The 21,751-nt window shown below is 65.4% G+C and carries 19 protein-coding genes; all 19 read left to right on the top strand.

The features are described 5' to 3' along the window. Positions 1 to 72: 72 nt before the first annotated feature. The 19 genes from nuoG (at position 73) to EV666_RS07570 (ending at position 21,669) form a co-directional block, all read left to right on the top strand. Entirely contained in the window at positions 73 to 2,151 is a 2,079-nt protein-coding gene (nuoG, locus tag EV666_RS07660; RefSeq protein ID WP_132005604.1) for an NADH-quinone oxidoreductase subunit NuoG, read from the top strand. A gap of 11 nt (positions 2,152 to 2,162) precedes the next feature. Then, positions 2,163 to 3,215 carry an NADH-quinone oxidoreductase subunit NuoH gene (gene nuoH, locus EV666_RS07655; protein WP_132005601.1) on the top strand — a complete coding sequence of 351 codons (1,053 nt, stop codon included), beginning with the start codon at positions 2,163 to 2,165 and terminating at the stop codon, positions 3,213 to 3,215. Further along, positions 3,212 to 3,469 (top strand): hypothetical protein, encoded by a 258-nt coding sequence (locus EV666_RS07650; RefSeq protein WP_132005598.1) that lies wholly within the window; start codon positions 3,212 to 3,214, stop codon positions 3,467 to 3,469. Before nuoH ends, EV666_RS07650 begins: the two co-directional genes overlap by 4 nt. A 139-nt stretch (positions 3,470 to 3,608) precedes the next feature. Beyond that, on the top strand, positions 3,609 to 4,097 hold the full coding sequence (gene nuoI / locus EV666_RS07645) for an NADH-quinone oxidoreductase subunit NuoI (protein ID WP_132005595.1): 489 nt from the start codon (positions 3,609 to 3,611) through the stop codon (positions 4,095 to 4,097). Between the two features lie 230 nt (positions 4,098 to 4,327). Beyond that, the gene (locus EV666_RS07640; protein WP_132005592.1) at positions 4,328 to 4,942 is read left to right on the top strand and encodes an NADH-quinone oxidoreductase subunit J; all 615 of its coding nucleotides are present in this window, start codon (positions 4,328 to 4,330) and stop codon (positions 4,940 to 4,942) included. A 14-nt stretch (positions 4,943 to 4,956) separates the two neighbouring features. Continuing rightward, positions 4,957 to 5,265 carry an NADH-quinone oxidoreductase subunit NuoK gene (gene nuoK / locus EV666_RS07635; protein ID WP_132005589.1) on the top strand — a complete coding sequence of 103 codons (309 nt, stop codon included), beginning with the start codon at positions 4,957 to 4,959 and terminating at the stop codon, positions 5,263 to 5,265. Between the two features lie 192 nt (positions 5,266 to 5,457). Next, complete coding sequence (gene nuoL / locus EV666_RS07630) at positions 5,458 to 7,464, top strand: NADH-quinone oxidoreductase subunit L (protein WP_132005586.1); 2,007 nt, start codon at positions 5,458 to 5,460, stop codon at positions 7,462 to 7,464. Beyond that, positions 7,464 to 8,975 carry an NADH-quinone oxidoreductase subunit M gene (locus EV666_RS07625; protein WP_132005583.1) on the top strand — a complete coding sequence of 504 codons (1,512 nt, stop codon included), beginning with the start codon at positions 7,464 to 7,466 and terminating at the stop codon, positions 8,973 to 8,975. Before nuoL ends, EV666_RS07625 begins: the two co-directional genes overlap by 1 nt. A gap of 7 nt (positions 8,976 to 8,982) precedes the next feature. Continuing rightward, the gene (gene nuoN, locus EV666_RS07620) at positions 8,983 to 10,422 is read left to right on the top strand and encodes an NADH-quinone oxidoreductase subunit NuoN (protein WP_132005580.1); all 1,440 of its coding nucleotides are present in this window, start codon (positions 8,983 to 8,985) and stop codon (positions 10,420 to 10,422) included. 334 nt (positions 10,423 to 10,756) lie between these two features. Further along, positions 10,757 to 11,599, top strand: a complete 843-nt coding sequence (locus tag EV666_RS07615) for a biotin--[acetyl-CoA-carboxylase] ligase (RefSeq protein WP_132005577.1) — start codon at positions 10,757 to 10,759, stop codon at positions 11,597 to 11,599. A gap of 5 nt (positions 11,600 to 11,604) precedes the next feature. Continuing rightward, complete coding sequence (locus EV666_RS07610; protein WP_132005574.1) at positions 11,605 to 13,278, top strand: ribonuclease J; 1,674 nt, start codon at positions 11,605 to 11,607, stop codon at positions 13,276 to 13,278. Positions 13,279 to 13,588: 310 nt separating this feature from the next. Continuing rightward, the gene (gene mce / locus EV666_RS07605) at positions 13,589 to 13,993 is read left to right on the top strand and encodes a methylmalonyl-CoA epimerase (RefSeq protein ID WP_132005571.1); all 405 of its coding nucleotides are present in this window, start codon (positions 13,589 to 13,591) and stop codon (positions 13,991 to 13,993) included. Between the two features lie 228 nt (positions 13,994 to 14,221). Continuing rightward, positions 14,222 to 14,452 (top strand): DUF1467 family protein, encoded by a 231-nt coding sequence (locus EV666_RS07600; protein ID WP_132005568.1) that lies wholly within the window; start codon positions 14,222 to 14,224, stop codon positions 14,450 to 14,452. 182 nt (positions 14,453 to 14,634) lie between these two features. Then, complete coding sequence (gene proS, locus EV666_RS07595; RefSeq protein WP_132005565.1) at positions 14,635 to 15,957, top strand: proline--tRNA ligase; 1,323 nt, start codon at positions 14,635 to 14,637, stop codon at positions 15,955 to 15,957. Positions 15,958 to 16,400: 443 nt separating this feature from the next. Further along, the gene (locus EV666_RS07590) at positions 16,401 to 17,717 is read left to right on the top strand and encodes a lipoprotein-releasing ABC transporter permease subunit (RefSeq protein WP_132005562.1); all 1,317 of its coding nucleotides are present in this window, start codon (positions 16,401 to 16,403) and stop codon (positions 17,715 to 17,717) included. Positions 17,718 to 17,732: 15 nt separating this feature from the next. Beyond that, positions 17,733 to 18,437, top strand: a complete 705-nt coding sequence (locus EV666_RS07585; protein WP_132005559.1) for an ABC transporter ATP-binding protein — start codon at positions 17,733 to 17,735, stop codon at positions 18,435 to 18,437. 140 nt (positions 18,438 to 18,577) lie between these two features. Further along, positions 18,578 to 19,735 (top strand): ABC transporter ATP-binding protein, encoded by a 1,158-nt coding sequence (locus EV666_RS07580; RefSeq protein WP_245514300.1) that lies wholly within the window; start codon positions 18,578 to 18,580, stop codon positions 19,733 to 19,735. A gap of 222 nt (positions 19,736 to 19,957) precedes the next feature. Next, positions 19,958 to 20,881 (top strand): ABC transporter permease, encoded by a 924-nt coding sequence (locus tag EV666_RS07575; RefSeq protein ID WP_132005551.1) that lies wholly within the window; start codon positions 19,958 to 19,960, stop codon positions 20,879 to 20,881. Beyond that, on the top strand, positions 20,878 to 21,669 hold the full coding sequence (locus tag EV666_RS07570) for an ABC transporter permease (protein ID WP_132005548.1): 792 nt from the start codon (positions 20,878 to 20,880) through the stop codon (positions 21,667 to 21,669). Before EV666_RS07575 ends, EV666_RS07570 begins: the two co-directional genes overlap by 4 nt. Positions 21,670 to 21,751 lie beyond the last annotated feature (82 nt).

Raw genomic sequence — 21,751 nt, 5'->3', positions numbered from 1 at the left:
AAAAAGACAGGGCGCATTCCGGCGAGCCGGGGCGCTCCCACGGCCCAACGTCGCCTGAGACGGAAGGAAGCCATGCCGAAGCTGATTGTCGACGGAAAAGAGATCGAGGTCCCGCCGGAGTACACCATACTCCAGGCCTGTGAGGCCGCTGGCGCCGAGATTCCGCGCTTCTGCTATCACGAGCGGCTGTCCATCGCCGGCAACTGCCGCATGTGCCTCGTTGAGGTGCAGGGCGGTCCGCCAAAGCCGGTGGCCTCCTGCGCCATGGGCGTGCGCGATCTGCGCCCGGGACCGAATGGCGAGCCGCCGGTGGTTTTCACCAAATCGCCGATGGTCAAGAAGGCCCGCGAGGGCGTGATGGAATTCCTGCTGGTCAACCATCCGCTGGACTGCCCGATCTGCGACCAGGGCGGCGAGTGCGACCTGCAGGACCAGGCCATGGCTTATGGCGTGGATTCCAGCCGTTTCCACGAGAACAAGCGGGCGGTCGAAGACAAGTACATCGGCCCGCTGGTTCGCACCTCCATGAACCGCTGCATCCATTGCACCCGCTGCGTGCGCTTTACCAATGAGGTGGCGGGCGTCGGCGATCTGGGCGCGATTGGTCGCGGCGAGGACATGGAGATCACCACCTACCTCGAACACGCCATGGGTTCGGAGCTTCAGGGCAATGTCATCGACCTGTGCCCGGTCGGCGCCCTGACGTCGAAGCCCTACGCCTTCAAGGCCAGGCCGTGGGAGTTGATCAAGACCGAGTCCGTCGACGTGATGGACGCGGTCGGCTCGGCCATTCGCATTGATACGCGCGGTCGTGAGGTCATGCGCATCCTGCCGGTCGTCAATGAGGACGTGAACGAGGAGTGGATTTCCGACAAGACCCGCTTCATCTGGGACGGCCTGAAGACCCAGCGCCTTGACCGGCCTTACATCCGCGAGAACGGGCGCCTGCGTGCGGCTTCGTGGAGCGAGGCGTTCGCGTTGATCGCGGCGAAGGTGAAGGCGACGGAACCGTCGCGCATCGGCGCCATCGCCGGCGACCTGAACGCGGTCGAAGAGATCTTCGCCCTGCGGCAGCTGATGCAGGCGCTGGGCTCGCCAAACCTTGACTGCCGTCAGGACGGGGCGCAGCTCAATCCGGCTTTCGGTCGCGGCAGCTATCTGTTCAACGCCACGATCGCCGGCATCGAGGACGCGGACGCCGTCCTGCTGATCGGCTCCAACCCGCGCCGCGAAGCGCCGGTGCTCAACGCCCGTATCCGCAAGCGCTGGCTGGCGGGCAATCTGCCGGTCGCCTATGTGGGCGAGGCGATGGACCTGACCTACCGCGCCGAACAACTCGGCGCCGGCGCCCAGACGCTGGTCGATCTGGCCAATGGCGCGCACGGCTTCGTCGAGGTGCTTCGTCAGGCGCAGCGGCCGCTCATCATCATCGGTCAGGGGGCCCTGGCGCGCGCTGATGGCGCGGCCGTGCTGGCCGCCGCCACGCGGCTGGCTGTGGACGTTGGCGCGGTGGGCGATGACTGGAACGGGCTCAGCGTCCTGCACACGGCGGCGGCGCGCGTTGGCGCGCTCGACGTGGGCTTCGTCCCGGGCGAGGGTGGGCTGTCTGCGCAGCAGATGGCGGCGGCCGGCGCGCTCGATGTGGTTTATCTGCTCGGCGCCGACGAGATCAGCATCGCCCCTGGCGCCTTTGTCATCTACCAGGGCAGCCATGGCGACAATGGCGCGCACCGCGCCGACGTCATTCTGCCGGGCGCGGCCTATCCGGAGAAGTCAGGCATCTACCTCAACACCGAGGGCAGGGTGCAGGTGGCGGACCGCGCCTCGTTCCCGCCGGGCGACGCCCGCGAGGACTGGGCGATCATCCGCGCCTTGTCGGACGTTCTGGGTCACCGCCTTGGCTATGACAATCTTGGCGCGCTGCGCGAGGCGCTTGTTGCTGAGGTTCCGCATATGGCGGATCGCAACCAGATCGCCGCTGGCGCGCTGGAGCTGCCGGCCATCGCCGCGGCCATCGCCCAGATGGAGCCGGCGCCGTTCGCCAGCCCCGTCGTTGATTTCTATCTGACCAATCCGATCGCCCGCGCTTCGGCCGTCATGGCTGAATGTTCAGCGCTGGCGCGCGGCGCCGTCGCCCAGGCTGCTGAGTAAGGGGAGCCGTGATGTCTTTCTGGGATGGTCTCCTGCACGTCCTGCTCATCGCCTTGCAGAGCGTTGTGCTGCTGGTGGCGCTGCTGCTGTTCACGGCCTATTACCTGCTCGCTGACCGCAAGATCTGGGCTGCGGTGCAGCTGCGGCGCGGCCCCAACGTGGTGGGCGCCTTCGGTCTGCTGCAGTCATTCGCCGACCTGTTGAAGTTCGTGCTGAAGGAGCCGGTGATTCCGGCGGGCTCGAACAAGGGCCTGTTCCTGCTGGCGCCGCTGATCACCGGCGTGCTGGCGCTTTCCGCCTGGGCCGTGGTGCCGGTCAACGCCGGCTGGGTGGTGGCGGACATCAACGTCGGCGTCCTGTTCATCCTGGCGATCTCGTCGCTGATGGTCTACGGCACCATCATGGCTGGCTGGGCCTCCAATTCGAAATATCCGTTCCTGTCGGCGCTGCGCGCCACGGCGCAGATGGTCAGCTACGAAGTTTCCATCGGCTTCGTCATCGTCACGGTGCTGCTGTGCGCCGGCACGCTGAACCTGTCGGGGATTGTCGAGGCGCAGCAGGCGCGCGGTCTGGCTTCGCTGCTGGGCGTACCGCAGCTCACCTTCCTGAACTGGTACATCATTCCGCTGTTCCCGATGTTCGTGGTCTTCCTGATCTCGACGCTTGCGGAAACCAACCGCCCGCCCTTTGACCTGGCCGAGGCCGAGTCGGAGCTGGTCGCCGGCTTCATGGTGGAATATTCGTCCACGCCGTACCTGCTGTTCATGCTGGGCGAGTACATCGCCATCCTGACCATGTGCGCCATGGGCGCCATCCTGTTCATGGGCGGCTGGTCCGCGCCGGTTGACCTGCCGCCGTTCACGTGGGTTCCGGGCGTCGTCTGGTTCATCCTCAAGCTGTCGTTCTTCTTCTTCCTGATCGCGATGGCGAAGGCGATGGTTCCGCGTTACCGCTATGACCAGCTGATGCGTCTGGGCTGGAAGGTGTTCCTGCCCATCTCGCTGGCCATGGTGGTGCTGGTCGCGTTCTTCCTGCACTTCACCGGGTTTGCCCCGGGCGCATGATGCAGCTGCTGACGCCGGCGGCCATCGCCGGCGCCGCCATCGGCCTGATGATGGCGGTCGTGCAAATTCTGGTCGCCCAGGCGCTGATCCGCCGGGCGATTGACCAGGAGACGGAGGCGGAAGGTCCGTCTCCCGATGAACTGGAGTTCCAGAAGCGCCTGGCGACGATCCGCCGGCTGGTCTGGTCCTCCCTGGCGGTCCTGCCGCTCGCCGGCTTCGCGCTTGGCGTGGCTGTCAGCAGGGCGTTCGAATGAGTGCGTTTTCCTGACGGGGCTTCGCCCTGTCCTGTCGGAGAGCGCTCCAGGCGGTTCCCCGGAAGCACGGGGCGCCGCTGGCGTGGCTGGGCGCCGGGCTGGCGGACAGCAGGCGCGCAGCGTTGACGGAGTTAAGATCATGGCGATCGGCCAGGCGGTGTCGTCGTTGTTTCTGAAGGAGTTCGTATCGGCGTTCGCGCTGTCGATGCGCTATTTCTTCAGGCCCAAGGCGACCCTCAACTATCCCTTCGAGAAGGGCCAGTTGTCACCGCGCTTTCGCGGCGAACACGCGCTGCGCCGTTATCCGAACGGTGAGGAGCGGTGCATCGCCTGCAAGCTGTGCGAAGCCATCTGCCCGGCCCAGGCCATCACCATCGAGGCCGGGCCGCGTCGCAACGACGGCACGCGCCGCACCACCCGTTACGACATCGACATGGTGAAGTGCATCTATTGCGGCATGTGCCAGGAGGCCTGCCCGGTCGACGCCATTGTCGAGGGCCCGAACTATGAGTTCGCGGTCGAGACGCGCGAGGAGCTGTTCTACGACAAGCAGAAGCTCCTCGATAACGGCGACCGGTGGGAGCGGGAGATCGCGCGCAACATCGCGATGGACGCGCCATACCGTTAAGCCGGACCGTTTCCGCGCCCGGCCCGACGCCAGCGCGCGGGGCGGGGCGCATGGAGCAGGGTCCTGTTCGTGCTGAACGGGAATTCTGGCTCACGCATTGGATTTAACGTGTTTTCCTGGCAGGGCGCGGGCCGCCTGGCGTCAGGAAGACGCTCCAGGACGGGTTGGGGGTTCTTCCGGGACCCTGAACCGCAACCGACCGCCGGGCAGGCTGTCAAGGACGCAGACGGATGATCGCCGCAGCAGTCTTCTTCTATCTCTTTTCGGCCGTCGCCGTCGCTTCGGCGTTCATGGTGATCGCCTCGCGCAATCCCGTGCATTCGGTGCTGTTTCTGATCCTGACGTTCGCCAACGTCACGGGATTGTTCATCCTGCTTGGCGCCGAGTTCCTGGGGCTGCTGCTCATCATCGTCTATGTGGGCGCCGTGGCGGTGCTGTTCCTGTTCGTCGTCATGATGCTGGACGTGGACTTCGCCGAGCTGAAGAAGGGCGCGTTGCAGTACATGCCGGTGGGCGCGCTTGTCGGCCTGGTGCTGCTGGCCGAGCTGGTGATGATCATCGGCGCCTGGCTGGCCCCCGCGGGCGTTCCGCGCACCGTCGCGGCGCCGATCCCGCCGGCCGCCCAGATCACCAACACCGAAGCGCTGGCCCGGGTGCTGTATACGGACTTCGTCTTCTACTTCCAGGCAGCCGGCCTGGTGCTGCTGGTGGCCATGATCGGCGCCATCGTGCTCACCCTGCGCCACAAGCCGAATGTGCGCCGCCAGGACATCAGCCGCCAGGTCGCCCGCAACAAGGAAGACGTCATCGAACTGCGGAAGGTCCCCTTCCGTCGCGGCCTCTGAGGGAGATCAGCCAGATGATTATCGGACTTGGCCATTACCTCACCGTCGCCGCCATCCTGTTCACCCTCGGCGTCTTCGGCATCTTTCTTAACCGCAAGAACGTCATCGTCATCCTGATGTCGATCGAGCTGATCCTGCTCTCGGTGAACCTGAATTTCGTGGCCTTCTCCAGCTTCCTCGGCGACATGATGGGCCAGGTGTTCGCCCTGATGGTGCTCACCGTCGCCGCCGCCGAGACCGCCATTGGCCTCGCCATCCTGGTGGTGTTCTTCCGTAACCGCGGCTCCATCGCGGTGGAGGACGTCAACACGCTGAAGGGCTGACGCCCCGCCGCCGGCCCTGGCCGGCGGAACCATGGATTGGCCGCGCCGCGCTTTGGTGCGACGCGGCTCAAGAGCCGGAGCCGCGAGCGCCTGACATCCGTCGGGCAGGGGGTTTCCCCGCGAGCGGCGCCGAAACAAGCCACAGGACGGCGGTGCGCAAGCTGCGGCCGTCCACATGCACGAACGGCCGTCATGTATCACGCGATCGTCTTTCTTCCGCTTGCCGGATTTCTGATTGCAGGCCTCTTTGGCCGCATCATGGGGGCGCGCGCCAGCGAAATCGTCACCACGTCGCTGCTGTTCGTTTCAGCGGCGCTGTCGTGGGTGGTGTTTTGGCAGGTGGCGTACCAGTCCGGCCCTGTCCACGTGACGATCGTCAACTGGATGACCTCCGGCGGGCTGGCGGCCGACTGGGCGCTGAAGATCGACACCCTGACCGCCGTCATGCTGGTGGTGGTCAACACCGTGTCGGCGCTCGTGCATCTCTATTCAATTGGCTACATGCACGAAGACCCGTCCCGGCCACGGTTCTTCGCCTATCTGTCGCTGTTCACCTTCGCCATGCTGATGCTGGTGACGGCTGACAATCTGGTGCAGATGTTCTTCGGCTGGGAAGGCGTCGGCCTGGCCTCCTACCTGCTGATCGGCTTCTGGTACGAGAAGCCCTCGGCCAACGCCGCCGCCATGAAGGCGTTCGTTGTCAACCGGGTCGGCGACTTCGGCTTCCTGCTCGGCATATTCATTGTCTTCGTGATGACGGGTTCGGTCGCCTTCGACCAGATCTTCCCGAAGGCCGCCGAGATGGCCGGCAAGACGTTCCACTTCCTGGGTTATGACTGGAACGCCATGACCATCGCCTGCCTGATGCTGTTCATGGGCGCGATGGGCAAATCGGCCCAGTTCCTGCTGCACACCTGGCTGCCGGACGCGATGGAAGGCCCGACCCCGGTTTCGGCGCTCATTCACGCCGCCACCATGGTGACCGCGGGCGTGTTCATGGTCGCCCGGCTGACGCCGCTGTTCGAGCTGGCTCCCACCGCGCTCGTGGTGATGACGGTGGTTGGCGCGACGACGGCCTTTTTCGCCGCCACCGTCGGCCTGGTGCAGAACGACATCAAGCGCGTCATCGCCTATTCGACCTGCTCGCAGCTTGGCTACATGTTCGTGGCGCTGGGCGTCGGCGCCTTTGGCGCGGGCGTGTTCCACCTGTTCACGCACGCCTTCTTCAAGGCCCTGCTGTTCCTTGGCGCCGGCTCGGTGATCCACGCCTGCCACCATGAGCAGGACATGCGGAACATGGGCGGGCTGCGGAAGTACATTCCGTACACCATGATCGCCATGCTGATCGGCAATCTGGCGCTGACCGGCTTCCCGTATACCGCCGGCTACTTCTCGAAGGACGCGATCATCGAATCCGCCTTCGCCTCGCACTCGCCGGCGGCTACCTACGCCTTCCTGTGCGTGGTCATCGCCGCGCTGTTCACCTCGTTCTACTCCTGGCGCCTGTTCTTCATGACCTTCTTCGGCGAGCCGCGCTGGAAGCACCATGACGCGCACGGCCATGAGGATCATGCCTCCGCCGCGCATGGGCGCGATGATCATGCTCACGCCGGTCACGGCCACGGCGATCACACGCCGCACGAGAGCCCGATGGTGATGATGATCCCGCTGGCCGTGCTGTCGGTCGGCGCGCTGGTCGCGGGCGCGGTGTTCGCCGGGTCGTTCATCGGCGACAATTACGAGCAGTTCTGGAAGGGCGCGCTGTTCACGGCGAAGGACAACCACATCCTGCACGACATCCATCATGTGCCGCTGTGGGTGAAGCTGTCGCCGATGATCATGATGATCCTGGGCTTCGTCATCGCCTGGTGGTTCTACGTCAAGAACCCGGCCCTGCCGAAGCAGCTCGCGGCCGACCAGCCGATCCTGTACCGCTTCCTGCTCAACAAGTGGTACTTCGACGAGATTTACGACTTCCTGTTCGTGCGCCCGGCGAAGTGGATTGGCAGCTTCCTCTGGAAGAAGGGCGACGGCTGGCTGATTGACGGCTTCGGGCCCGACGGCGTGTCCGCCCGTGTGGTCGATGTCGCCCGCGGCGCGGTGCGGCTGCAGTCCGGCTACCTCTATCACTATGCGTTCGCCATGCTGATTGGCGTTGCAATCCTCGTTACCTGGTACCTCGTTGGAGGGGCCCACTGATGTTCGGCTTTGGCATCCTCTCTGGCCTGGTCGCCATTCCGGTTGTTGGCGCGCTGCTGATCCTGGTTCTGCGCGGCGCGAAGGAATCCGTCGCCGCCAATGCGCGCTGGATCGCGCTGGCGACCACCATCGCGACGTTCATCCTGTCGCTGGTCGCCTGGCATCGTTTTGACACCGCCAGCGCCACGTTCCAGCTGGTCGAAAGCCACGCCTGGATCGCCGAGACGATCCGCTTCAAGCTGGGCGTCGACGGGTTCTCGCTGCCGTTCATCGTGCTGACGGCGTTCCTGATGCCGTTCTGCGTGCTGGCGTCGTGGAATTCGATCGGGCACCGGGTGCGCGAATACTTCATCGCTTTCCTGATCCTGGAAGCGACGATGATCGGCGTGTTCGCCGCGCTCGACCTGGTGCTGTTCTACCTGTTCTTTGAGGCGGGCCTGATCCCGATGTTCCTGATCATCGGCATCTGGGGTCATGACCGGCGCATCTACGCCAGCTTCAAGTTCTTCCTCTACACGCTGCTCGGCTCGGTGCTGATGCTGCTGGCGATCATGGCCATGTACTGGCAGGCCGGCACCACCGACATTCCGACCCTGCTGCAGCACAAGTTTGGCGCGCAGTTGCAGATCTGGCTGTGGCTGGCCTTCTTCGCCTCCTTCGCGGTGAAAATGCCGATGTGGCCGGTGCACACCTGGCTGCCCGACGCCCACGTGGAGGCGCCGACCGCCGGTTCGGTGATCCTTGCCGGCATCCTGCTGAAGATGGGCGGTTACGGCTTCATCCGCTTCTCGCTGCCCATGTTCCCCGATGCGTCGGCGTATTTCGCGCCGCTGGTTTACGCCATGTCGGTGATCGCGATCATCTACACCTCGCTGGTCGCGCTGATGCAGGAGAACATCAAGAAGCTCATTGCCTATTCGTCGGTCGCTCACATGGGCTTCGTGACCATGGGCATTTTCTCGATGACCGAGCAGGGCGTCCAGGGCGCGATGTTCCAGATGGTGTCGCACGGCCTCGTCTCGGGCGCGCTGTTCCTTGGCGTCGGCGTCATTTACGATCGCCTGCACACCCTGCGCATCGACGCCTACGGCGGCCTTGTCTCGCGCATGCCGAAATACGCCGTCGTCATGCTGATCCTGACCATGGCCAATGTCGGCCTGCCGGGCACGTCGGGCTTCGTCGGCGAGTTTCTGACGCTGCTGGGCGCCTTCCGCGCCAATCCGTGGGTTGCGTTCTTCGCCTGCACCGGCGTCATCCTGTCGGCGGCCTACGCCCTGTGGCTGTTCCGCCGCGTGGTGTTCGGCCCGATGGAGAAGGACTCCCTGCGCAAGATGACCGATCTCGACGTGCGCGAGGTGGTGATCTTCGTCCCGCTGATCCTGCTGATCATCTGGTATGGCGTGCAGCCGGGCCAGATCCTCGACGTGTTCGCCGCGCCGACAGCCGAACTTCTCAAGCACACCCAGGCAGCGCTCTCCGCCGTGAAAACGGCCGCGCTCGCGATCCATTGAGGCAAGCATGACCGCCGCAGCGATTTTTCCAGCGCTTCCGTTGTTCCTGCCCGAGCTGCTGCTCGCGGGGGGCGCGCTTGCGCTGCTGCTCATTGGGGCCTTCGCGGGCCCCCGGTCGACGGCTTTTGTCAATGGCATGACGCTGCTGTTGCTGATCGTCGCGGGAGCCCTGGTTGCAATGCAGCCGGAGGGGCGGACCATCGCATTCAACGGCGCCTTCGTCGTTGACGGCTTCGGTCGCTTCATGAAGGTGCTGGCGCTGATTGGCGCCGCCGGCGCGCTGATGCTGTCGTTTGACGACTTCCGCCAGCGTCGCCTGAGCGCCTTCGAGTATCCGGTGCTGGTGCTGCTCTCCGTCACCGGCATGATGGTGATGATCTCGGCCGGCGACCTGATCGCGCTGTATATTGGCCTGGAGCTGCAGTCGCTGGCGATCTACGTCATTTGCGCCTTCGACCGCGACAGCACCCGCTCGACGGAAGCTGGCCTGAAGTACTTCGTGCTCGGCGCCCTGTCCTCGGGCATGCTGCTGTACGGCGCCTCGCTGATCTATGGGTTCACCGGCACGGTGTCGTTCGCCGGCATTGCCGCCGCCGTCACGGGCGCGCCCCATAGCGGCGTGATTTTCGGCCTGGCTTTCCTTGCCGCCGGCCTTGCGTTCAAGATGAGCGCCGTGCCGTTCCACATGTGGACGCCGGACGTTTACGAAGGCGCGCCGACCCCGGTCACCGCGTTTCTCGCCAGCGCCCCCAAGGTCGCCGCCGTGGCCATCACCGTGCGCGTGCTGGTCGGCGCCTTCCCGGGCATTACGGGCCAGTGGCAGCAGATCATCGTGTTCGTGTCGTTCGCCTCGATGGCGCTTGGCGCGTTCGCGGCCATTGGTCAGCACAACATCAAGCGCCTGATGGCCTATTCGTCGATCGGCCACATGGGGTTCGCCCTGGTGGGGCTTGCCGCTGGCACGGAGCAGGGCGTCTATGGCGTGCTGCTGTATATGGCGATCTATGTGGCGATGACCCTGGGCGTGTTCGCCTGCATCGTCTCCATGCGCCGCAATGGTCAGCCGGTGGAGGCGATCAGCGATCTGGCCGGGCTGTCGAAGCAGCACCCGGCGATGGCCTATCTGTTCGCCCTGCTGATGTTTTCGCTGGCCGGCATTCCGCCGCTGGCGGGCTTTTTCGCCAAGTTCTACGTGTTCGCGGCCGCCATCCAGGCCAAGCTGACGCTGCTGGCGGTGTTCGGCATCCTGACCAGCGTGGTCGGCGCCTTTTACTACCTGCGCATCGTCAAGGTGATGTTCTTCGACGAGCCGAAGGAGGCGCTGGACCCGATGCCGGGCGCGGCGAAGCTGGTGCTTGCCCTGTCGAGCATCGTCACCGTTGGCTATTTCGTGGCCCCGGCGCTGCTGAACGTGGTGGCGGTCGCCGCGGCGAAAACCCTGTTCTGAGACGGCGCTGGCCGGACAGGAAGCCTGATATTCCCGGCATGAGAAAGCGCGGCGTCATGGACGCCGCGTTTTTTTGTCGGTGGCCCGGCCCGCTCCCGCTACGGGCCGGGCTGAGCCTGTCAGGAGATGGAATACAGATGTAGCGTTGACGGGATGGCTCTGGCATACACAACAGGCTATTTGGGATTATTCGGGGTCATGGTCGCTGTAAGCTCCGCCTTGCGGGCGAGGGGTGGCGGCCCATGGCGCGAGGGCCAGGGACGCGCCAGTCGCCATGACCCGTTGAAACGCGGGGCATGAAACGCCGCGCAAGCCGGAAGGGGCGTCAATATACATGCGGTTTTCACTCGCGCCCCAGGCCGAAGCGGCCGGCTACAGGCTTCTGGCCTTCGACGTCGTGGAGGGCTCGACGAATACGGACGCCATGGAGCGGGGGCGCGCGGGAGCTGACGCCAATCTGTGGGTGGTGACGGCGCACCAGCGCGGCGGTCGCGGCCGGCGCGGCCGCAGCTGGGAAGGCCCACGCGGCAATCTTGCGGCGTCGCTGCTGGTTGAGCCCCAGTGTGAGCCCGGCATGACCGCGACCATTGGCTTCGTTGCAGGCGTTGCGCTGCATGAAGCGGTGCGGATCTGCGCGCCGCACCTCGTCGATGGCCTCAGGGTCAAATGGCCCAATGATTTGCTGATCAATGGCGGCAAGGCGTCCGGCATGTTGCTGGAGAGCGAGGTGCTTCCGCGCGGACGGCGGGTGGTGGTGATTGGCATTGGCGTCAATGTGACGGCGGCGCCGGAAGGCGCGCCTTACGCCGTGGCGTCGTTGCAACAGGCGGGCGCGCACGTGAATGCAGCTTCGCTTTTTGAAGCATTGTCAGCTACATGGCTGGAATATTTCGCGTTATGGGATAACGCGCGCGGCATGGCGCGCATTCGGGATGCGTGGCTGGCCAGGGCGCATGGCGTTGGCGGCCCGGTCGCCATCCAGTTTGGCGATGAAGTCATTCGCGGCGTGTTCGAGACCATCGACGCGGCCGGGCAACTGGTCGTCCGCCTGCCGACGGGCGAGGCGCGGACCATTACCGCCGGCGACGTCCATTTTGGCGACGTAGGTTCATTCAGGGGGGAAGCTGCGGCTGCGCGCCCGCAAGTCGGGGCGTCGCGGAACGCTGCAAGGATTTGATGCACATGACACAGCCGGTTGAGGAACTCGTTTTTGCGCCGCTTGGCGGGCTTGGCGAGATTGGCATGAACGCGGCCCTGTACGGTTTTGGGCCGCGCAAGAACCGGCAGTGGATTCTGGTGGACCTGGGGGTAAGCTTTGCCCAGGCCGACGCAACCCCCGGGATCGATCTGGTGTATCCGGATCTGCAGTTCATCCAGTCAATCCGCAAGAATCTGCTTGGCCTGGTGGTGACGCACGCCCACGAGGACCACATCGGCGCCATCGCCCAGTTGTGGCCCCAGCTTGGCGTGCCGGTGTACGGCACCCGCTTCTCGCTGGGCCTGCTGGAGGCGCGCCGGCTGTCGGAGTTCAATGCGCCAAAGATTCCGCTGCGCGAGGTGAAGCAGGGCGGCGTGCTGACCCTTGGGCCGTTCAGCATCGAGTTCGTGCCGGTGTCGCATTCGATCCCGGAGGCGAACGCGCTCTGCATTCGCACGCCCGCCGGCACGGTGCTGCATACTGGCGACTGGAAGCTGGACGCCACGCCGGTGGTTGGCCGCGCCACTGATGTGGAGCGCCTGAAGGCGATTGGCGATGAGGGCGTGCTGGCCCTGGTGTGCGATTCCACCAATGTGGTCCGCGCCGGCTCAAGCCCGAGCGAAGCGGATGTTTCCCATACCCTGAAGGACCTGATCGCCGGCGCCAGCAACCGTGTTTGCGTGACGGCCTTTGCCTCCAACGTGGCGCGCATCCGCTCGGTGGCGGAGGCTGCGGCGGCGTGCGGTCGTGAAGTGGTGGTGGTTGGCCGTGGTATGGACCGGGTGATCCAGGTCGCGGACGAATGCGGCTATCTCAGCGGTCTGCCGCCGTTCCGCGCGCCGGATGCGCTGGCGCGCCTGCCGCGCAACAAGGTGGTGGCGCTGCTGACCGGCAGCCAGGGCGAGCCGCGCGCCGCCATGTCGCGCATTGCCCGCGACGATCACCCGGCGCTGAAAATCTCTCCCGGCGACCGGGTGATTTTCTCCTCGCGCACCATCCCGGGCAATGAACGCGCGGTGGGTGAGATTATCAACAGGCTGATGCTGAAGGACGTGGAGGTTCTCACCGACCGGGATCACCTGGTCCACGTCTCGGGTCACCCGCGGCGCGGAGAGCTGGAGCAGCTTTACAGCTGGATTCGTCCAAAGATCGCCATTCCGGCCCATGGCGAGCCGCTGCACCTTACGGAGCACGCCGCTTTCGCCCGGGCCCAGGGCGTGCCGACGGTTATCCGCGCCCTGAACGGCGACGTGGTGGCGATCGCTGAAGGCAATGCCGGCGTCGTGGGCAAGATCCCATCCGGCGTGCAGTACAAGGACGGCGACATTGTCGTTCCGTCAACCGAGCCGGCGATCGCCGAGCGCCGGCGGCTGTCGTTCGCCGGGGTGGTGTCGGTCGCCATTGCGGTGGACGATGGCGGCAATGTCATTGGCGAAGCCGAGATCCAGATCGCTGGCGTGCCGGCCAGGTCGCCCCAGGGCGAGGAGCTGGCGGGGCTGATTGGCGAGATCGTCGATGAAACCATCGACAATTTCCCACCGCGCAAACGGCGTGATTCCAGTGCGTTCGCCGGGGCTGTCGAGCGGGCGGTGCGCAATGAGCTGCGCAACATCTGGGGCAAGAAGCCGATTTGCCATGTGATGATCGTCGGCGTCTGACCTGACGTCCCGCGTTGGCTGGCGCCGCCAGCCGGGACGACCCGCCGGGTCCGGGAAGCCGGGATGGATTGCCCTTCAGCGCGCGCCGCGCCCGGACGTCGTCCACGCCGCCGCTGCCGGCGCCAACTGGCCGCATGGACAGGCGATGCCTGGCATGGGATGCGCACCGATATTTCACGAACGCCCGTGGGCGTCGCCTGCGCTGGTTGCTGGTCACGCCGGATCAGCAACCCGTTCCGGCATTCTGTTTTGGCGCGTTCTGGCGGCGCATCCATGGCCGCCGGAACGCCGCAGTCAGGGAGAGAACATCATGATCGGTCGGCTGAATCACGTGGCGATTGCCGTCAAGGACATTGAAGCGGCGACGCGCGTTTACAAGGAAACGCTCGGCGCGACGGTTTCCGCCAAGGTGCCCCAGCCCGAGCACGGCGTTTACACGGTCTTCGTCGAACTGCCGAACACCAAGATCGAGCTGCTGGAGCCGCTGGGCGACGATTCGACCATCCAGAAGTTCGTCGACAAGAATCCTGACGGCGGCATCCATCACGTCTGCTACGAGGTGGAGGACATCATCGCCGCCCGCGACCAGCTGGTGGCCAGGGGCGCCCGCGTGCTTGGCGGCGGCGAGCCGAAGATCGGCGCGCACGGCAAGCCGGTGCTGTTCCTGCATCCGAAGGATTTCTGCGGCACGCTGGTCGAGCTCGAACAGGTCTGACCAGGCTGGGGCAGGCGGAGGTTTCGCTGCGCGCGACGCGAAGCCTTCCGCCCCCTGTACGCTCCGGGCGCTTCCCAGTGGTTTTTCTGGGAGCGCCCGCAGGCACACGCCATATCAGGGTGGTTTTCTGCTGCCTGGTTAGACCCGGGTCGTTTCGCCCGAAAACCATCTCATCGGGCATGACGCTCCGAGGCGGAACATGCTCCTGAACAGGAAACCGTTGCCGGCATGAACCTGACCCTGTCCATCGCCATTTATTTCGTGATGTGGTGGATCACCCTGTTCGCGATCCTGCCGTTTGGCGTGCGCAGCCAGCATGAGAGCGGCGAGGTGGTGGAGGGCTCCGAGCCCGGCGCGCCGGCGCGGCCGCTGTTGTGGTGGAAGGTGCTGTGGACGACCGTTGTTTCAGCCGTGCTGTTCGCCTGCCTGTATGGCGCCTATCCCTATCTGTCGTTCTGAGCCGCGTTTCGCGCCAGGGCCGGATCGGTTCGCGCCGGGCGCAAGGAATGTGGCCCTGAGACGCCGGCCGGCGCGTCAGGGCAAATCATCTATGGTCATTGCGTTGCTGGCGCTTGTCTTGCGCGCCGCGCGCGTGTGATCTTCCCTGCGATTCTCCCCGTTCCAGCCTGTCCGGAGCCGTCATGCGCCTCAGCCGTTATTTCCTTCCGATCCTGAAGGAGAACCCCAAGGAAGCCGAGATTGTCTCGCACCGGCTGATGCTGCGCGCCGGCATGATCCGTCAGGAAACGGCGGGCATCTACGCCTGGCTGCCGCTGGGGCTGCGCGTGCTCAACAAGGTGACGGGGATCATCCGGGAGGAGCAGAACCGGGCCGGGGCCGTCGAACTGCTGATGCCGACCATCCAGCCGGCGGACCTGTGGCGGGAATCCGGCCGCTACGACGCCTATGGCAAGGAGATGCTGCGCATCACCGACCGCCACGAGCGCGAGATGCTGTTTGGCCCCACCAACGAGGAAATGATCACCGAGATCTTCCGCGGCTATGTGCGTTCCTACAAGGATCTGCCGCTGAACCTGTACCACATCCAGTGGAAGTTCCGGGACGAGATCCGGCCGCGCTTCGGCACGATGCGCTCGCGCGAGTTCCTGATGAAGGACGCCTATTCCTTCGATCTGGACAAGGAGGGCGCGCGCCACGCCTACAACGCCATGTTCACCGCCTATCTGCGCACCTTCGCCCGCATGGGGCTGAAGGCGGTGCCGATGAAGGCCGACACCGGGCCGATTGGCGGCGATCTCAGCCATGAGTTCATCATCCTGGCCGACACTGGCGAAAGCGCCGTGTTTTGCCACAGCGATTACCTGTCGTTCGACACGCCCGCCGCAGACACGGATTTCGGTGACCGCGCCGGCTTGCAGCAGCTGGTTGACCGATGGACCTCGCTTTACGCGGCGACGGAAGAAATGCACGACGAAGCGGGGTTCGCCGCCGTTCCGGAAGACAGGCGCCTTGCGGCGCGCGGCATCGAGGTCGGGCACATTTTCTATTTCGGCACGAAGTATTCCGAGCCGATGAACGCTGTCGTCGCCGGACCTGACGGGCAGCTGCGTCCGGTGCACATGGGCTCCTACGGCATCGGCCCAAGCCGCCTCGTCGCCGCCCTGATCGAGGCTAACCACGACGAAGCCGGCATTATCTGGCCCGACGCCGTGGCGCCGTTCAATGTGGCGATCCTCGACCTCAAGGCGGGTGATTCCGCCACCGCCGCGGCGTGCGAGGATCTGTACCGGCAGCTGTCCGCCCGCGGCCTCGATGTGCTGCTGGACGATCGCGACGAGCGCGCCGGCGGCAAATTCGCCACCGCCGACCTGATCGGCGCGCCCTGGCAGATTCTCGTTGGCCCGAAGGGGCTGGCCAACGGGCAGGTGGAGCTGAAGCGCCGCGCCACGGGCGAGCGCGAACTGGTTTCGCCGGCCGACGCCGTGGCCCGCATCTGCGGCTGAGGTCCGGCCCGGCTTTCCGGCGTTGCTGGCGAACCGTTCACGGGGTGAGGGCCAGGCGCTGACGTGGAAGCCGTCGCTATGGAAAGTCGCCGCCATGGAAGTCGTCCGGCTCCCCCTGGCGGCTTTCTTCGCCTGACGCTGGTGAAACGTCCCGGGCGCGGAGCTGGCTCAGCAAATTTTAAGCATATTTGGCTTTATTGTCGCGATGTCAGCGCCATCATCCCGCCGGCGGCGACCATCGCCACGGGATGCGCGCACGGCGCCTGTTGCGCCGGGTCTGGCGCGACGTCATGGCGCTTCTTCGTTTCCCCGCAGAAGCGCCATGCTTTTCTGATTTGTCGCAATTTCGGCCGCGAATGGCGGCGGCGGGTTCGCCGGAATTGCAGCGGCTGGTCTGGCGCGACGGGAAAGCGCCGCACCATCCGTCACCGGAGGCGCAGCGTATGACCAGCCCTGCAGGCATATTGGATCAGGACAGGTTCGCGGGGCCGCCGGAAGGGCGCGCCACCCGGCCATTTTCCGCCTTCGAGTGGCTGATCGCCGGCCGTTATCTGCGCGCCCGGCGCAAGGAAGGTTTCATTTCGGTCATCGCCGGCTTCTCGTTTCTCGGCGTCATGCTTGGCGTGGCGACGCTGATCGTCGTCATGTCGGTGATGAATGGCTTTCGCCAGGAGCTGTTGTCGAAGATCGTCGGCGTCAATGGCCACATCTTTCTCCAGCCCATCGACAGGCCGCTGGATGATTACCGCGACCTGACCCGCCGTCTCGACGCCATGAAGGGCATTTCCTTCGCTTTGCCAATGGTGGAGGGCCAGGCGTTGGCCTCCTCGAAGGGCGGGCCGGCCAGCGGCGTGCTGGTGCGCGGCGTGCGCGGCGAGGATCTGGCGCGGGTCGCGTTCATCGCCAAAAACATTCGCGAGGGCACGCTGGAGGGCTTTGACGCCAAGGAGGGCGTGGTGATCGGCAGCCGGCTGGCGATGAACCTCGGCCTGCACGCTGGCGACACCCTGACCCTGGTGGCGCCCCAGGGCGCCTCAACGCCGTTCGGCACGGCGCCGCGGATCAAATCCTATACGGTTACGGCGATTTTCGAGATTGGCATGTCGGAGTTCGACGCCAGCTTCGTCTATATGCCGCTGGCCGAGGCCCAGGCCTATTTCAACAAGGGCGACGAGGTGAGCGTGATCGAGGTGTTCCTCAAGAACGCTGACGCGGTCGACGCCGCCCGCGATGTGATCGACGCCCATATCGGGCGGCCGGTCATGCTGAGCGACTGGCGCATCCGTAACCAGACCTTCTTCAACGCCCTGCAGGTGGAGCGGAACGTCATGTTCCTCATTCTGCTGCTGATTGTGCTGGTGGCGGCGCTGAACATCGTGTCGGGCCTCATCATGCTGGTGAAGGACAAGGCCCAGGACATCGCCATTCTGCGCACCATGGGCATGACGCGAGGCGCGGTCATGCGCATCTTCCTGATCACCGGCGCGGCGATCGGCGTTGTCGGCACCGTGACCGGCGCCATCCTTGGGGTAACCCTGGCGTGGAACGTGGAGGCGATCCGCACGTTTCTGAACCGGGCGATGAACTCCAACATGTTCCCGGCGGAACTTTATTTTCTGAGCCGGCTGCCGGCGGTGGTTGACCCGGTCGAGGTCGCGATCATCGTCATCACCGCATTCGTGCTGTCGTTGCTGGCCACGCTTTATCCAAGCTGGCGCGCCGCCCGGCTCGATCCTGTCGAAACCCTCCGCTACGGCTGATCCTGGAGCACGGCCATGAATGAGCCTCCCGCGCTTTATCTGACCGGCATCATGCGCAGCTATGCCCAGGGCGAGCGTTCCCTGGACATCCTGCGGGGCGCCGAACTGGCGATCTGGCCAGGCGAAATTGTCGCGCTGGTCGCGCCCTCCGGCACTGGCAAGTCAACGCTGCTGCATGTCGCCGGATTGCTGGAAAAGCCTGACGCGGGTGAAATCTACGTGGGCGGCGAGCCAACCTCGTTGCTTGATGACCGGGGGCGCACGTCGCTGCGCCGCACGCACATCGGCTTCGTCTACCAGTCGCACCATCTGTTGCCCGAATTCTCGGCGCTGGAAAACGTCGTGCTGCCGCAACTCGTCGCTGGCCTGAAGCAGCGGGAGGCGGAGCGTCGCGCTGGCGAGCTTCTTGGCTTCCTGGGCCTTGGCGAGCGGCTGAAGCACCGGCCGGCAGAAATGTCCGGCGGCGAGCAGCAGCGCGTGGCGCTTGCCCGCGCGGTGGCCAACGCGCCGCACGTGTTGCTGGCCGATGAGCCGACCGGCAATCTGGACCCCGAAACGGCCGAGCACGTGTTCGGCACGTTGGTGACGCTGGTGCGGGCGACGGGTCTGGCGGCGTTGATCGCCACCCACAACCTGTCGCTGGCGGCGCGCATGGACCGGCGGCTGACGCTGCTTGACGGACGTGTCGTCGATATGGATGAAGCTGCGGCGCGCCAGTAACTCCCGGACAGGTTGGCGCGGCGATTCGCGAAAGGCGCGGCGTGGCTGGCGGAGGCGGGGGCATGAGTGACAGACTGCGTGGCGATGGCGTCGCAGGCGCGGCCCGTTCCGTGAAAGAGGCGCGCCCCGCGAAGGAGCGGATGGGCAAGCCGGGCCGGGCAGGGCTGGGCGCCGTGCGGCGCGATTTCGCGCCGTGGGCTGATCCTGCCGCCGCGCCTGTTATCCGTTTTGAAGGCGTGTGCAAGCGTTTTGGCGACGCCGTCGCTATCGACAACCTCGACCTGTCGATCTACCGCGGCGAATTCTTTTGCCTGTTGGGGCCATCCGGCTGCGGCAAGAGCACGCTGATGCGCATGCTGGCCGGTTTTGAACAACCCGACGCTGGCCGCATCCTGCTGGATGGCGTCGACCAGGCCGGGATTCCACCGCACAGCCGGCCGGTGAACATGATGTTCCAGAGCTATGCGCTGTTCCCGCACATGAGCGTGGCCCAGAATATCGCCTTTGGCCTGCGCCAGCTTGGGCTGGCAAAGGCCGACATCCAGACCCGCGTCGATGAAATGCTGGCCATGGTGCAACTGGCGCCGCTGGCCCGGCGCAAGCCACACCAGCTTTCCGGCGGCCAGCGCCAGCGCGTCGCGCTGGCCAGGGCCCTGGCGCGCCGGCCGCAGGTGCTGTTGCTCGACGAACCCCTGGGCGCGCTGGACAGGAAGCTGCGGGAAGAAACCCAGTTTGAACTGATGGACATTCAGGAGGAACTGGGCGCGACCTTCCTGGTGGTCACCCATGACCAGGAAGAGGCCATGGTGATGGCCGACCGCATCGCGGTGATGAACCATGGCCGCATCGCCCAGCTTGATACGCCCGGCCGCATTTATGAGGAGCCGGCTAACCGTTACGTGGCCGATTTCATCGGCGACGTGAACCTGCTTGAAGGCGTGGCTGTGGGCCGGGTGGACGATCTGTGGCGCATTGCCTGCCCGGCGACGGGCGGCGAGGTTCTCGTGGCCTCGGACGCGATGTTGACCGCAGGGCAGCAGGTGGCCGTCGCCGTGCGACCGGAAAAAATCCGCATCGATCGCGCCCGGCCCCCGGACGCTGTCAACGTCATTCCCGGCGAAGTCTGGGATATTGGCTATCTGGGCGACTGGACAACCTATGTGCTGAAACTTGCCGGCGGCGAAACCCTCAAGACTTCGCGGGCGAATGTGTCGCGGCGCGTGGCGGAGCCGGTAACCTGGGAAGAAACCGTGTTCGCGAGCTTTGCCCCGGATGCGGCGGTGATTCTGACCGGTTGACCCGTGGATTTCCAACAAGGTCGCCGGTTCCGTTCTTCCGTCGCGGCGGGATATTCGCCAGCGCCGGAAGGTCTGGTTGAACCCGCGATGGTTTCATGAACAGGGTGAAGCCCGCGCTGGTTTCCGTTCATCGCATATCTCCGGGTGGCGCCGCATGACGCTGTTTCCAGATCACGATCCGTCCGCGCCATTGGCTGGCCGCCGCGCGTATGAGGCCCGTCCGTGAGCCGGCGCGGCTATCGCGCGCCGGGCGCGCAGCGTCTGGTGCGCTGGGCTCCGGCGATCTGGCTGACGCTGTTCTTCGCCGCGCCGTTTCTGCTGGTGGTGCGTCTTGGGTTTTCGGAGGCGGCCACGGCGCAGCCGCCCTATCGTCCCGTTATCGACTGGAGCGAGGGGCTCGCCGGCGTCTGGGCCGCGTTGCAAGGCTTGCGGCTGGACAACTACGCCCTGTTGCTGTCCGATCCCCTGTATGTCGCCTCGGCGCTGACCTCGCTGCAATACGCCAGCGCCGCGACCGTGCTGCTGCTGCTCGTCGGCTTCCCGATCGCCCATGTTCTGGCGCGTCAGCCGGAGGGGCGGCGGGAGCTGCTGCTGCTGCTGGTGATCCTGCCGTTCTGGACCAGTTTCCTGATCCGGGTTTACGCCTGGATCGGCATTCTGAAGCCGGAAGGTCTGCTGAACGCGGCGTTGCTCTGGCTCGGCCTGATTTCCTCGCCGTTGCAGATCATGAACACCGGCGTCGCGGTGATGATCGGCCTCGTTTATTCCTATCTGCCGTTCATGGTGCTGCCGCTTTACGCCACGCTGGTCAAGATGGATCACAGTCTTCTGGAGGCGGCGCAGGATCTGGGCGCCACGCCGGCGCGGGCTTTCCGGAGCGTCACGCTGCCTCTGGCGGCGCCAGGCATCGCGGCTGGAGCCTTGCTTTGCTTCATCCCGATGATGGGCGAGTTCGTGATCCCCGATCTGCTCGGCGGCTCGGACACGCTGATGATTGGCCGCACCCTGTGGAGTGAGTTTTTCAGCAACCGCGACTGGCCGATGGCGTCGGCCATCGCTGTGGTGCTGCTGGCGGTTTTGCTGGCGCCGATTCTGGCCTGGCGACGGCTCGAAGACCGGGCTGCTGACGGGGAGGCGGGGCAATGACGGCCTTGCGTCGCGCGGCGTCGCCGCTGGTTCTCGGGGGCGGCCTGTTTTTTCTGTATGCGCCCATTGTGATCCTGGTGTTGTGGTCGTTCAACGATTCGCGCCTTGTCACGGTCTGGGGCGGGTTTTCGCTGCGCTGGTATACGGCGTTGTTCAGTAACGCGCCGCTGATGGAAGCGGCTTGGGTCAGCATCCGCATCGCCCTTGTTTCCGCCGCGCTGGCGACGGTTCTCGGAACCATGGCGGCGCTGACGTTGACCCGGCACGGGCGTTTCGCGGGGCGGACGGCCTTCACCGGCATGGCCTATGCGCCGCTGGTGATGCCGGAGGTGATGATCGGCCTCGCGCTGTTGCTGCTGTTCGTGGGCCTGGGCGTGGACCGGGGCTTCTGGACCGTGGTGATCGCGCACACGACGGTCAGCATGTGCTTCACCATGGTCATTATCCGGGCGCGGCTCGCCGGTTTCGACACCAGCCTGGAAGAAGCGGCCATGGATCTGGGAGCGACGCCGGCGCGCGCGTTCTTCCTGGTCACCGCGCCGCTGATCGCGCCTTCCATGGCCGCGGCCTTCCTGCTGGCTTTCACCATGTCCATGGACGACCTGGTGATCGCCAGTTTCGTTTCCGGCCCGGGCGCCACGACGCTGCCCATGCGAATCTATAGCCAGGTGCGCCTTGGCGTGACGCCCGAGATAAACGCCGCCTCGTCCGTGTTGATCGCGCTGGTGGTCGTGGGGCTCGCCGTCGCATTTTTACTGATGCGGCGCAGGAAACCCGCGTTGCGCTGATCCCGGACCATCCGCTTTTTCCCGCTCTGACCTTGCCGTGAAACATACGCCGGCCGCCGCTGCAGGCCGGGCGCGCGTGAGC

Origin of the sequence: Camelimonas lactis, from assembly GCF_004342915.1 — a bacterium.
Taxonomy (GTDB): domain Bacteria; phylum Pseudomonadota; class Alphaproteobacteria; order Rhizobiales; family Beijerinckiaceae; genus Camelimonas; species Camelimonas lactis.
This window is presented reverse-complemented; position numbering and strand designations above follow the sequence as displayed.

Bases quoted from the DNA above. Each gene is read 5' to 3' on its own strand.
- nuoG (WP_132005604.1), top strand. From the start codon at position 73: ATGCCGAAGCTGATTGTCGACGGAAAAGAGATCGAGGTCCCGCCGGAG.
- nuoH (WP_132005601.1), top strand. From the start codon at position 2,163: ATGTCTTTCTGGGATGGTCTCCTGCACGTCCTGCTCATCGCCTTGCAG.
- EV666_RS07650 (WP_132005598.1), top strand. From the start codon at position 3,212: ATGATGCAGCTGCTGACGCCGGCGGCCATCGCCGGCGCCGCCATCGGC.
- nuoI (WP_132005595.1), top strand. From the start codon at position 3,609: ATGGCGATCGGCCAGGCGGTGTCGTCGTTGTTTCTGAAGGAGTTCGTA.
- EV666_RS07640 (WP_132005592.1), top strand. From the start codon at position 4,328: ATGATCGCCGCAGCAGTCTTCTTCTATCTCTTTTCGGCCGTCGCCGTC.
- nuoK (WP_132005589.1), top strand. From the start codon at position 4,957: ATGATTATCGGACTTGGCCATTACCTCACCGTCGCCGCCATCCTGTTC.
- nuoL (WP_132005586.1), top strand. From the start codon at position 5,458: ATGTATCACGCGATCGTCTTTCTTCCGCTTGCCGGATTTCTGATTGCA.
- EV666_RS07625 (WP_132005583.1), top strand. From the start codon at position 7,464: ATGTTCGGCTTTGGCATCCTCTCTGGCCTGGTCGCCATTCCGGTTGTT.
- nuoN (WP_132005580.1), top strand. From the start codon at position 8,983: ATGACCGCCGCAGCGATTTTTCCAGCGCTTCCGTTGTTCCTGCCCGAG.
- EV666_RS07615 (WP_132005577.1), top strand. From the start codon at position 10,757: ATGCGGTTTTCACTCGCGCCCCAGGCCGAAGCGGCCGGCTACAGGCTT.
- EV666_RS07610 (WP_132005574.1), top strand. From the start codon at position 11,605: ATGACACAGCCGGTTGAGGAACTCGTTTTTGCGCCGCTTGGCGGGCTT.
- mce (WP_132005571.1), top strand. From the start codon at position 13,589: ATGATCGGTCGGCTGAATCACGTGGCGATTGCCGTCAAGGACATTGAA.
- EV666_RS07600 (WP_132005568.1), top strand. From the start codon at position 14,222: ATGAACCTGACCCTGTCCATCGCCATTTATTTCGTGATGTGGTGGATC.
- proS (WP_132005565.1), top strand. From the start codon at position 14,635: ATGCGCCTCAGCCGTTATTTCCTTCCGATCCTGAAGGAGAACCCCAAG.
- EV666_RS07590 (WP_132005562.1), top strand. From the start codon at position 16,401: ATGACCAGCCCTGCAGGCATATTGGATCAGGACAGGTTCGCGGGGCCG.
- EV666_RS07585 (WP_132005559.1), top strand. From the start codon at position 17,733: ATGAATGAGCCTCCCGCGCTTTATCTGACCGGCATCATGCGCAGCTAT.
- EV666_RS07580 (WP_245514300.1), top strand. From the start codon at position 18,578: ATGGGCAAGCCGGGCCGGGCAGGGCTGGGCGCCGTGCGGCGCGATTTC.
- EV666_RS07570 (WP_132005548.1), top strand. From the start codon at position 20,878: ATGACGGCCTTGCGTCGCGCGGCGTCGCCGCTGGTTCTCGGGGGCGGC.